The organism is Micromonospora sp. ATA51 (assembly GCF_016802855.1).
GTDB classification, from domain to species: domain Bacteria; phylum Actinomycetota; class Actinomycetes; order Mycobacteriales; family Micromonosporaceae; genus Micromonospora; species Micromonospora sicca.
In genome coordinates, this window is record NZ_JAEVHJ010000015.1 from 1 (window position 1) to 11,797 (window position 11,797).

Here is an 11,797-nt window from a genome sequence, read left to right on the forward strand (position 1 = left end):
GGCGGTGGCGCTGAGCGTGCTCACCGGGGGCGCCGCCGCGGCCGGTCCGGCGCCCGTGGTCACCCGGGCCGCCCTCGATCCGTCGCTCGTCGCCGGCCGTGGCGCCGCCGTCGGCTTCCTCGAGCAGGAGGCCGAACACGCCCGAACCACCGGCACGGTGATCGGTCCCGACCGGTCCGCGTACACGCTGGCGGGCGAGGCCTCCGGCCGCCGGGCGGTCCGGCTGAACCCCGGGCAGTACGTCGAGTTCACCCTGCCGGCGGCGCCGACGCGATCACCGTCCGGTACAGCATCCCGGACTCGCCCGACGGCGGCGGCATCACCGCGCCCCTCGACGTCGCCGTCGGCCACGGTCGGCCCCGCACGATGACCCTGACCTCGCAGTACGCCTGGCTCTACAACCAGTACCCGTTCAGCAACGACCCCGACGCCGGGCTGCTGCACCCCGACTGGTGGATCACCGAGTGCTCCTGCGTCCCGGCGGCCACCACGCCCGCGCCGACCATCAGCACGCCGTTCCGGCCGCACCACTTCTATGAGGAGCAGCGCCTGCTGCTGGGCCGCACCCACCGCGCCGGCGAGATCGTCCGGCTGACCGCGCCGGCCGGCAGCGCCGCCGCCTGGACCGTCATCGACCTGCTGGACTCCGAGCTCGTCGGCCCGCCGCACGTCGCACCGCACGCGGTGAACGCCGTCGCGCTCGGCGCCGACCAGTCCGGCCGACGCGACTCGGCCGACGCGCTGGACCGCGCCATCGCGGCCGCCCGCGGCACCCACCGCACGGTCTACCTGCCGCCGGGCACGTACCAGATCAACCGGCACATCATCGTCGACGACGTGACGATCGAGGGCGCCGGCAGCTGGTACACGGTGTTCCGGGGCCGGGAGGTCGCCCTGGACACCCCCGCCCCCGACGGCTCGGTGCACACCGGGGTCGGCTTCTACGGCCGGGACGCGGCGGCCGGCGGCAGCAGCAACGTGCACCTGTCCGGCTTCGCCATCGAGGGGGACGTCCGGGAGCGGATCGACCTCGACCAGGTCAACGCCATCGGCGGGGCGCTCAACCACTCCACCATCGACGGGCTGTACCTGCACCACACCAAGGTGGGCATGTGGTTCGACGGACCGATGACCGACCTGCGGGTCACCGACACCGTCATCGCCGACCAGATCGCCGACGGCGTCAACTTCCACACCGGCGTCACCCACTCGTCGGTCTCGAACAGCTTCGTCCGCAACACCGGCGACGACGGCCTGGCCATGTGGTCCGAGCGGACCGGCAACGCGCACAACACCTTCGACCACAACACCGTGCAGTCGCCCGTCCTGGCCAACGGCATCGCGCTCTACGGCGGCACCGACAACACCGTGTCGCACAACCTCGTCGCCGATCCGGTCCGCGAGGGCAGCGCCATCCAGGTCGGCTCCCGGTTCGGCGCCGAGCCGTTCACCGGGCAGCTGTGGATCACCGACAACACCACCGTGCGCGCGGGCACGTACGAGCTGAACTGGAACATCGGGCTCGGTGCGATCTGGTTCTACGCCCTGGACCGCAGCATCGACGCGGACATCCAGGTCGTCGGGGACGCCTTCCTCGACAACACCTTCAACGCGATCATGCTGGTCAGCGACTGGCCGGTGAAGGACCAGGTGTCCATCACCGGCGTCCACTTCCAGGGCATCCGGGTCGACGGCACCGGCACCTCGGTGGTCAGCGCCCGGGCGGCGGGGGCCGCCTCGTTCGCCGACGTCGACGCCCGCAACGTCGGGGCGGTCGGGGTCAACAACTGCGGATCGTTCCACTTCACCCCGGCCGGCTCCGAGTTCAGCCTGACCGACCTCGGCGGCAACGACGGTGGCTGGCTGGCGCCGTGGCTGCTGCCGAACACCATCACCTGCAACGACCGTCCGACGGTCGTACCGCCGCCGGCGCCCGCGCCCTGGTGAGTCGGCGACCGGCCGTCACCCTGTCCGGGCCCCCAGCCCTGGACGGGGTGACCGGCCGGACCCGGCGAACCGGCCGCTACCGGTCGTTCACCAGGCCGCCCAGACCGCCTTCGACGTCGGCGTCCCACAGCGGTGTCTCCGACTCGGCATAGGGCTCATCGATCACGTGCACCGCGGCCTCCTCGGCGCTGGCGCCACCCCCGTCGACCCCGACGTCCCTGCCCACGGAGTCCGCCTCGACATCCTCGCCGAAGCCGTCGTTGGTGTCGACGAGCCGCCCGGCCCGCAGGTCGCGGTCGAACCCCCGCCGGGTCAGCTCGTCCTCGTCGCCGTAGGGGGCGGGATCTTCGTCGGACGAGAGGTCGGGCTCCTCCTCGGCGAGCCGCTGCGCGAGCGACTCGCCCGCGTGCTCCTCGGCTGCGGTGGTCCCGAAGCGGTTGGCGCCCGACCACCGATCGCTCGCCACGATCCCGACGTCGAGCGGGTCCTCGACACCGTCCTCGAGGGTGTCGGAACCGTCGAGGACGCCGTCGTCCTCGATGTCGTCGTACTGCTGCACCTCGTAGCTACCGGCATCGGCGCTCATGGGGAACCTCTCAAAGGGTGGCGCGATCGTTGCTCAGCTGCCGATGTTACTCACTTCCGCGGCTGGGCCACCGCGCGGCCGATCCGGGTCACGGCTCGTGCCCGAAGGGGCGAAGCGGGAACTCCCGTCGCAGGCCCGTTCACCCGGCGCGGGCGAGGTGGTTTTATGGGCGCCATGGCGAACCCGGTGATCCTGACCGTCGACGACGATCCGGTGGTGTCCCGGGCGGTCGCCCGCGACGTCCGCCGCCGGTACGGCGACCGCTACCGCGTGGTGCGGGCGAACTCCGGGCCGGAGGCCCTGGACGCGCTGCGCGAAATCAAGCTACGCAGCGAGCAGGTGGCGCTGCTGCTGGCCGACCACCGGATGCCCGAGATGACCGGAATCGAGTTCCTCGAGGCGGCGATGGACCTCTTCCCGGCCGCCCGCCGGGTGCTGCTGACCGCGTACGCGGACACCGACGCCGCCATCGACGCGATCAACGTGGTCGACCTCGACCACTACCTGCTCAAGCCGTGGCATCCGCCGGAGGAGAAGCTCTACCCGGTGCTGGACACCCTGCTCGACGCCTGGGCGGCCAGCCCGGACGCCGCCCTGGCCGAGCTCCGGGTGGTGGGGCACCGCTGGTCCGCGCCGTCGTTCACGGTCCGCGACTTCCTCGCCCGCAACCTGGTGCCGTACCGCTGGCTGCTGGTGGACGAGCCGGAGGGCGCCCGGCTGCTCGACGCGGCCGGGGCGACCGAGGCGGACCTGCCGCTGGTGGTGACCGCCGAGGGCAAGACCCTGGTGGCGCCGACCCAGACGGAGCTGGCCGCAGTGGCCGGGCTCACAGTGGCGCCGGCGACGGACTTCTACGACCTGGTGGTGGTCGGCGGCGGCCCCGCCGGACTCGGCTCAGCGGTGTACGGGGCGTCGGAGGGGCTGCGGACGGTGCTGGTGGAACGCCGCGCCACCGGCGGCCAGGCCGGGCAGAGCAGCCGGATCGAGAACTACCTCGGCTTCCCCGACGGGGTCTCCGGCGCCCAGCTCACCGACCGGGCCCGGCGGCAGGCGACGAAGTTCGGCGCCGAGCTGCTGAGCACCCGCGAGGTGGTGGGGCTGAGCGCCGCCGGGTCGGCCCGACTGCTGCGCTTCGACGACGGCGGCGAGATCGCCGCCCACACGGTGGTCCTCGCCACCGGGGTGTCGTACCGGGTGCTCGACGCGCCCGGATTGTCGGACTTCACCGGCCGGGGCGTCTTCTACGGCAGCACCGCCACCGAGGCGCCGAGCTGCGTCGACCAGGACGTCTACATCGTCGGCGGGGCCAACTCGGCCGGCCAGGCCGCGGTGCACTTCTCGCGGTACGCCTCCCGGGTCCACCTGCTGATCCGGGGCGCCGACCTCACCGCCTCGATGTCCCGCTACCTCATCGACCAGCTGGAACGGATCGACCAGATCACCGTGCACCCGCACACCACGGTGGTCGGCGGCGCGGGCGCGGACCACCTGCGGGAGCTGACCCTCTGCGACGCCCGTACCGGGCAGACCCGGACCGTGCCGACGTCCTGGCTGTTCATCTTCATCGGCGCGGAACCCCGCACCGACTGGCTGGACGGACTGCTGGTCCGCGACCCGCGGGGCTTCATCGTCACCGGCCCCGATCTCCTCGCCGGCGGGCGACGCCCCGCCGGCTGGCCGCTCTCCCGCGACCCGTACCACCTGGAGACCAGCGTGCCCGGGGTGTTCGCCGCGGGCGACGTCCGGGCCCAGTCGGTCAAACGGGTCGCCTCCGCCGTCGGCGAGGGAGCGATGGCCGTGTCCCTCGTGCACCGCTACCTGGAGGCGCAGTGACCACCCCGGCCGACCGGCTCACCCCCGACGAGCTGCGCACCCTGTTCCTCTTCGCGGCGCTCGACGACGGCCAGCTCGCCTGGCTGGCCGAGCACGGACGGGTGGAGCAGCGCGCCGGTGGGACCGTCGTGTACGGCGAGGGCGAGGCCGCGACCTGCTTCTTCGTCCTGCTGCGCGGGACGGTCTCGCTGCACCGGCGGGTGGGCGGCGACGACGTCGAGGTCAGCCGGACCGACCAGCGCGGCGTGTACGGCGGCGCGACCCAGGCGTACCTGGACGACCAGGTCGAGCAGGTCTACCGCAACTCCATGCGGGCGGTGACCGACGCGGACTTCTTCGTCCTGCCCGCGGAGCACTTCGCGCACGCCCTGCGCTCCTGGTTCCCGATGGCGATGCACCTGCTGGAGGGGCTGTTCTTCGGCATGCGGGACAGCCAGGCGATCGTGGGTGAACGGGAGCGGCTGCTCGCCCTCGGCTCGCTGTCCGCGGGCCTGACCCACGAGCTGAACAACCCGGCCGGCGCGGCCGTCCGGGCCACCTCGGTGCTGCGGGACCGGGTCGCCGGGATGCGGCACAAGCTCGCGCTCATCGCCGACGGCCGGCTGGACGGCCGTGCGTTGCAACGGCTGGTGGAGTTGCAGGAGGAGGCGGTGGCCCGGGTGGCGACCGCACCGAAGCTGTCCCCGATGGCCGCCTCCGACGCCGAGGACGCGGTGACCGACTGGCTGGACGAACACGAGGTACGCGGCGGCTGGGACCTCGCGCCGACCCTGGTCGCCGGCGGGCTGGACGCCGCCTGGCTGGACCGGGTGCAGCCGGCGGTGGGCCGGGCGGACCTGGAGTCGGCGGTGCGCTGGCTGACCTACACCGTGGACACCGAGCTGCTGATCCGCGAGATCGGGGACGCGGTCACCCGGATCTCCGGCCTGGTCGGCGCCGCCAAGCAGTACTCCCAGCTCGACCGCGCGCCGTTCCAGGTCGTCGACGTGCACGACCTGCTGGACGCCACCCTGGTGATGTTCAAGGCGAAGATCCCCGCCGACGTCCGGGTGGTCAGGGAGTACGACCACGCGCTGCCGCCGGTGCCCGCGTACGCGGCCGAGCTGAACCAGGTCTGGACGAACCTGATCGACAACGCGCTGGGCGCCATGGGTGACCGGGGCGTGCTGACGCTGCGTACCGGACGCGCGGGCGACCAGCTGGTGGTGGAGGTGGCGGACACCGGCCCGGGCATTCCGCCCGAGATCCGCCCGCGCATCTTCGAGCCGTTCTTCACCACCAAGCCGGTCGGCACCGGCACCGGACTCGGGCTGGACATCTCGTACCGGATCGTGGTGCGCAAGCACCACGGCGACATCCGGGTCGAGTCCGCGCCCGGGATGACCGTCTTCCGCGTGCTGCTCCCCCTGCCCACCCAGCGTCCCGCGGGCACGCCCGGCGGCGGGTGACCACCTCCTAATCGCCGGCGGCTCGCATCTCCTCTTCGGACAGACCCCGGCGCCAGTACCCGGCGAAGGTCACCTGCCGGCGGTTCAGCCCGCGCTCGCCGACCAGCTGCCGCCGGACCGCCCGCACCATCCCCGCCTCGCCGGCGACCCAGGCGTACGGGGTCGTGGTCGGCAGGTCAACGGCACGCAGGGCGGGCAGCAGCGCGACCCGACGCCCCGCGCGGAAGACCCAGGTCACCTCGACCTCGGCCGCCGTGGGCAACGGCCGCAGGTCGGCCGGGTCCGGCGCCTCGACGAGGACCCGGGCGCGGGTGCCCGCGGGCAGCCAGGCCAGGATCCGCTCGACGGCGGGCAGCGCGGTCTCGTCGGCGACCAGCAGCACCCCGTCGGTGTCGGCGGGCGGGCGGAATCGGACGGTCCGCTCGTCCTGCACCGCCGGGCCGAGCACCACCACCCGGTCGCCGGGCCCGGTCCGCCCGGCCCAGCGGGACGCCGGGCCGGTGTCGCCGTGCCGGACGAGGTCGATGTCCACCTCGGTCCGCTCCGGGCGGTGCTCCCGGATGGTGTACGAGCGCATCACCGCGCGGACGGCGGGGTCCATGGCGCGCCAGGCGGTGAACCAGTCCTCCTCCGTCTCCGGGGGCAGCACCGGCTCGAGCTGACCGGGGTGCGGGAGGAAGAGGGAGACGCTCTGGTCGCGTCCGCCGCCGGCGAAGCCGGCCAGCCCGTCGTCGCCGAGGGTGACCCGGACCAGGGAGGCGCCGACGCGCCGGGTGCCGACGACGACCGCTGGGTAGCAGCGGTACCGGGGCGGGGCCGGTGCCAGGGCGGTGCTCATCCGGCGACCTTCTTCGCGCCCCGGATGGCGGTGGCGAGGTTCTCTAGCAGCGGGGCGGCGCCGGCGTAGGAGAAGCGGGGCACCGCGTCCCACGGGGCGACCTGGCCGGCGCGCACGGCGGGCAGCTGCGCCCAGGTCGGCTTCCGGGCGAGGTCGGCGGCCTGCAACGCGGTGCCGCGGTTGTCCAGCAGGATCAGGTCGGCCGGGAACTTCCCGGCGTTCTCCCAGCTGAGCGACTCGAAGTAGTCGCCCTGCGCCAGCTTCGTGGGCACGACGATGTCGACGCCCAGCTCGGCGAAGTACATCAGGTCGGTGCTGATCTTCGGGTTGGAGACGTAGAACAGATCGGGGCTGCCGGAGGCGGCGAGCACCCGGATTCCCGGGTTGGCCTTGACCGCCGCCCGGACCGCGTCGCCGGCGGCGGCGAAGCGGGCCCGGGCGTCGGTGACCTTCTTGGCCGACAGGTCGGCGCCGAGGGACTCGGCGAGCTGCGCGTACCGCTCGATGGGGCGGGTCATCGGAACCCGGGCGGTGGTCAGGGCGACGGTGGGCGCGAGCGGGAGGATCTTCGCCCGGCTCTCGTCCGGCACGTACCAGAGCGCGCCCGGGTCGTACATGTGGGTGACCAGCAGGTCGGGTCGGAGGGTCGCGTACCGCTCCAGGTTGAACTCGCCCCACGCGTTGCCGAGGATCTCGACGCCTTCGACGTCGAGGTCGCCGGCCTGCGGGTCGCGGCTGCCGTCGGCGCGCCGGGTCTCGCCGAACACGCCGGCGATCTGCTCGTCCAGTCCGAAGTCGACGAGCGCGGCGGCGACGCCGGTGAAGGCGACGATCCGCGCGGGACGGCTGGCCGCGCTGACCTTCTCGCCGCGGTCGTCGGTGAAGGACCAGGGGCCGCCGGTGGGCTTCGCGACGGGTGCGGCGGGATCGCCGCCGCGTCCGCAGCCGGCGAGCAGCGCGGCGAGGCCGGCGCCGGCGGCGAGCAGCCCACGACGGGTGACGGTGGATTCGAGCATGGCGAGGTCCTTCGGTACAGGTCGGGATGACCATGGACAGCGGAGTTAGGTTAGCCTAACCTAAAGCGCTGTCAAGAACGTCCGCATCGGAGTCCGCCCTGTCCCTCACCCGTACGGCCCCGCCCCCGACGACACCGCCGGCGGCCCGGGCGCCCCGCCGCACCGCCCGCCGGCTCGCGGGTCTCGCGCTGAGCCTGCTGCTGCTCGCCGTGGTGGCCGGCCTCAGCATCGCCGTCGGGGCGAAACAGCTCTCCCCCGCCGAGGTGTGGCACGGCCTGCTGCGACCCGACTCCCCCGAGTACGCCGTCGTGCACCGGATGCGCCTGCCCCGTACGCTGCTCGGCCTCGTCGCCGGCGCGGCGCTCGGCGTCGCCGGCGCGGTCACCCAGACGCTGACCCGCAACCCGCTGGCCGACCCCGGCCTGCTCGGCATCAACGCCGGCGCCTCCGCCGCGGTCGCCACCGCCACCGCCGTCCTGGGCGTCGCGTCCGGCGACATCTGGTACGCGCTGCTCGGCGCCGCCGTCGTCACCGTCGCCGTGTACGCGGTCGGCGGTGGTCGCGGTGCCACCCCCACCCGGTTGGCCCTCGCCGGCGCGGCCCTCAACGCCGTCCTCTACTCGTACGTCAGCGCGGTGATGCTGCTCGACGCGGCGTCGCTGGAGCGGCTGCGGTTCTGGACCGTCGGCTCGCTCGCCGGCGCGCGCGACGACACCGTCCCGCGGGTGCTCCCCTTCGTCGCCGTCGGACTGCTGGTCGCGCTGGTCAGCGCCCGCCCGCTCGACGCGCTCGCCCTCGGCGATGACTCCGCCCGGACCCTCGGCGCCCGCCCCGGCGCCATCCGGGCGGCGGCCATCGTGGCGGTCACCCTGCTGTGCGGGGCGGCGACGTCGGCGTGCGGGCCGCTGGTCTTCGTCGGGTTGCTGGTGCCGCACCTGGTCCGGGCGCTCACCGGGCCGGACCTGCGCTGGTCGCTGCCGTACTGCGCGGTGCTCGCGCCGGTGCTGCTGCTCGCCGCCGACCTGACCGGTCGGGTGCTGGGCCGCCCCGGCGAACTGCCGGTGGGCACGGTGACCGGGGTGCTGGGCGGCCTGCTCTTCCTGCACCTGGTCCACCGGGGAGCCCGCCGATGATCGTGCTGCGCCTGCCGGGCGGTCTGTCGCTGCGCCTGCGGGCCCGGGCGCTCGCCGTCGGCGCCGGGATCGCGCTGCTCGCCCTCGCCCTCGGCGTCCTCGCCCTGGCCGGCGGCGAACAGCTCCTGCGCCCGGCCGACGTGCTGCGCACGCTCACCGGCGGGGGCGCACCGGCCGACCGGTTCATCGTCCTCGACCTGCGGCTGCCCCGGCTCGCCACGGCCCTCGGCGTCGGGGCGGCCCTCGGCCTGGCCGGCGCGGTGTGCCAGGCGCTGCTCCGCAATCCACTCGGCAGCCCCGACGTGCTCGGCTTCACCCAGGGCGCGGCGACCGGCGGGCTGACCGTGGTGGTGCTGGGCGGCAGCAGCCTCGCCCTGGGCGCCGCCGCCGTCGCCGGCGGACTCGCCACCGGCGCCGCGGTGTACGCGCTCGCCGGGCGGCGCGGCCTGTCCGGTCACCGGCTGGTGCTGGTCGGGATCGGCGTCACGGCGATCCTCGCCGGGGTGAACGGCTTCCTGCTGACCCGGGCGCCGCTGATGGACGCCGCCCGGGCCACGCTCTGGCTCACCGGCAGCCTGGATGGGCGGGGCTGGGTGAACTCGCTGCCCCTGCTGGCGGCGCTGGCCCTGCTCGCGCCGGCCGTCCTCGCCGGCGGGCGGGCGTTGGGCGTGACCGGGATGGGCGAGGACCTTGCCACGGCGCTCGGCGTGCCGGTGCGGTGGCTGCGGCCGCTGCTGCTCGCGGCGGCGGTCGCGCTGGTGTCGCTCGCCGCGGCCGCCGCCGGACCGGTGTCGTTCGTCGCGCTCAACCGCGCCGCACCTGGCCCGCCGGCTGACCCGGGCGCCGGGACCGAACCTGCTGCCGGCCACCCTCCTCGGCGCCGCGTTGCTGGTCGCCGCCGACCAGCTCGCGCAGCGCGCCGTCACCGGGCACCAACTGCCGGTGGGCGTGGTGACCGGGGTGCTCGGCGGTGGGCACCTGGTCTGGCTGCTGGCCACCGAACGTCGAGCCGGCCGGCTGTGACCCGCCCCCACGAGAACGGAGCACCACCCATGCGCGCCGACACCCCCCGGCTGGTCGGCCGGGCGATGACCCTCGCGTACGAGCGGCGGACCGTCGCCGAGGACCTGACGGTGCCCGTACCCGACGGCTCGTTCACCGTGATCATCGGTCCCAACGCGTGCGGCAAGTCCACGCTGCTGCGCGCGCTGGCCCGGCTGCTCCGCCCCGCCGCCGGCGCGGTCCTGCTCGACGGCGCGGACATCCATCGGCGCGGCACCCGCGAGGTCGCCCGCGTCCTCGGCATGCTGCCGCAGTCCTCCGTCGCCCCGGACGGCATCACCGTCGCCGACCTCGTCGCCCGCGGTCGCCACCCGCACCAGGGGCTGCTGCGCCAGTGGTCCCGCGACGACGAGCGGATCGTCGCCGGGGCGATGGCCGACACCGGCGTGGCCGACCTCGCCGACCGGCCGGTAGACCAGCTCTCCGGCGGGCAGCGGCAGCGGGTGTGGATCGCCATGGCGCTCGCCCAGCAGACCCCGCTGCTGCTGCTGGACGAGCCGACGACGTACCTGGACATCGCCCACCAGGTCGAGGTCCTGGACCTGTGCGCCCGGCTCCACGAGGAGCAGGGGCGCACCCTGGTGGCGGTGCTGCACGACCTCAACCAGGCCGCCCGCTACGCCACCCACCTGGTGGCCATGCGCGACGGCGCGGTGGTCGCCGCCGGGGAGCCGCGCCGGGTGGTGACCGCCGCCCTGGTCGAGGAGGTGTTCGGGCTGCCCTGCCGGGTCATCGACGACCCCGAGACCGGGACGCCGCTGGTCGTGCCCGCCGCCCGCCGCCGGGTCGGCCCGGCGCCGGCGTAACGCTCCGCCGATCCGTCGACCCCGATGTAGGTTCCGGTCGAACAAGGGCAGGAGCCAGCGATGCCGGTGACCGCAGGAGAGTTCCGGGAGTGGCTCAGCCAGTTCCCCCCGGATACGCCGATCCCGCCCCCGTTTCGCTCGCCCCGCGCGGCCGCACCGAGGTTTCCGCAACGTGTGCTCAGGGGAAACGCTGCCGCGCGACGAGGTCCAGCATTTCGTCTACCGAGCCGGCCGGGTCAGCGACCGGGAACTGCACCGCGCGCACGACGGCGTCCGGGTCGAGCAGCAGGGTGAGCCGCTTGAGCCGGTCCACCCCGCCGGCCCGGAAGGTCGGTAGGAGCAGGCCGGCGGCGAGCCGGCCGTCCTGGTCGGAGAGCAGCGGGTACGGCAGCCGGGCGTGCTCCGCGAACGCGCGCAGCTGGTCGGGGCGCTGGGTGCTCACCCCGCGCACCTCGGCGCCGGCGGCCCGGAAGAGGTCGTGCCGGTCGGCGTACGTGCGGGATTCGAGGGTGCAGCCGACGGCGCCGGGGATGTCCTCCCAGCCGGGTGGCAGGCCCTGGGCGCCGGGGGCGAAGGCCCCAGGGAAGAGGTAGAGCGCAGTCCATTTGCCGGCCGCCGCTGGGGCGTCCTCGCCACCGTCGTGCCGGGCCAGGGTCATCGTCGGTACCCGTCGGCCGACCAGCTGGTGTACGCGGCGAGCCTCGGCGGAGTCCGCGTCGGCGGTGGCGGTGAGGTCGCCGGCGCCCATGACGTGCCGGGTGCCCCAGCCCTGCAGGGCGACCAGCACCGGCAGCAGGCCCTCCCCCTTGGCCGTGAGCAGGTAGTCGTAGCGCGGCGGGTGCGCCGAGTACGGCTGGCGGCGAAGCACGCCGTGCTCGACCAGCGCGCCGAGGCGTTCGGTCAGTGCCCGGCGGCTGACGCCCAGCTCCCGTTGCAGGGCGTCGAACCGGGTGGTGCCGCCGGCGATGTCGCGGACGATCAGCACGGTCCACCAGTCGCCGAGCACGCCGAGGGCCTGCGCGATGCCGCAGTCGGCGTCGCCGAGATCCGTCCGCTTCACCTGCCACCTCCCGCCCGGTCGCCCTCGTCGACTATAGTCCGTTTCAGATTGGAACTCACTGCCTCGTG

General features: G+C 74.4%; 8 protein-coding genes and 2 pseudogenes. 6 read left to right on the forward strand and 4 right to left on the reverse strand.

Features of this window, described 5'->3' with window-relative positions; genetic code table 11:
- Nucleotides 1–1,947: pseudogene (locus JNW87_RS04850) on the forward strand (glycosyl hydrolase family 28-related protein); the annotation flags it as partial.
- Nucleotides 1,948–2,023: 76 nt separating this feature from the next.
- Here JNW87_RS04850 and JNW87_RS04855 read toward each other — a convergent pair.
- A complete protein-coding gene (locus JNW87_RS04855) occupies nt 2,024–2,533 on the reverse strand; it encodes a DUF5709 domain-containing protein (protein WP_201749832.1) in 510 nt (169 codons plus the stop codon).
- A 174-nt stretch (nt 2,534–2,707) separates the two neighbouring features.
- On the opposite strand from JNW87_RS04855, the gene JNW87_RS04860 reads away from it, so the two are divergent.
- Nucleotides 2,708–4,366 carry an FAD-dependent oxidoreductase gene (locus JNW87_RS04860; RefSeq protein WP_109803898.1) on the forward strand — a complete coding sequence of 553 codons (1,659 nt, stop codon included), beginning with the start codon at nt 2,708–2,710 and terminating at the stop codon, nt 4,364–4,366.
- Nucleotides 4,363–5,814 carry an ATP-binding protein gene (locus JNW87_RS04865; protein WP_109803814.1) on the forward strand — a complete coding sequence of 484 codons (1,452 nt, stop codon included), beginning with the start codon at nt 4,363–4,365 and terminating at the stop codon, nt 5,812–5,814. Before JNW87_RS04860 ends, JNW87_RS04865 begins: the two co-directional genes overlap by 4 nt.
- Before the next feature lie 7 nt (nt 5,815–5,821).
- Here the strand turns inward: JNW87_RS04865 and JNW87_RS04870 are convergent, their stop codons facing one another.
- Complete coding sequence (locus tag JNW87_RS04870) at nt 5,822–6,652, reverse strand: siderophore-interacting protein (RefSeq protein WP_109803815.1); 831 nt, start codon at nt 6,650–6,652, stop codon at nt 5,822–5,824.
- On the reverse strand, nt 6,649–7,668 hold the full coding sequence (locus JNW87_RS04875; protein ID WP_109803816.1) for an ABC transporter substrate-binding protein: 1,020 nt from the start codon (nt 7,666–7,668) through the stop codon (nt 6,649–6,651). The genes JNW87_RS04870 and JNW87_RS04875 overlap by 4 nt, the downstream gene beginning before the upstream one ends.
- Nucleotides 7,669–7,736: 68 nt before the next feature.
- Between JNW87_RS04875 and JNW87_RS04880 the strand changes: the two genes are divergently transcribed.
- The 3 genes and pseudogenes from JNW87_RS04880 (at nt 7,737) to JNW87_RS04890 (ending at nt 10,669) form a co-directional block, all read left to right on the forward strand.
- The gene (locus JNW87_RS04880; RefSeq protein ID WP_238453197.1) at nt 7,737–8,801 is read left to right on the forward strand and encodes an iron ABC transporter permease; all 1,065 of its coding nucleotides are present in this window, start codon (nt 7,737–7,739) and stop codon (nt 8,799–8,801) included.
- A pseudogene (locus tag JNW87_RS04885) lies at nt 8,798–9,824 on the forward strand (FecCD family ABC transporter permease). Before JNW87_RS04880 ends, JNW87_RS04885 begins: the two are co-directional and overlap by 4 nt.
- Before the next feature lie 65 nt (nt 9,825–9,889).
- Nucleotides 9,890–10,669, forward strand: a complete 780-nt coding sequence (locus JNW87_RS04890) for an ABC transporter ATP-binding protein (RefSeq protein ID WP_375373464.1) — start codon at nt 9,890–9,892, stop codon at nt 10,667–10,669.
- A gap of 178 nt (nt 10,670–10,847) precedes the next feature.
- Here the strand turns inward: JNW87_RS04890 and JNW87_RS04895 are convergent, their stop codons facing one another.
- Nucleotides 10,848–11,729, reverse strand: a complete 882-nt coding sequence (locus JNW87_RS04895) for a winged helix-turn-helix transcriptional regulator (protein ID WP_109803820.1) — start codon at nt 11,727–11,729, stop codon at nt 10,848–10,850.
- Nucleotides 11,730–11,797: the final 68 nt, after the last annotated feature.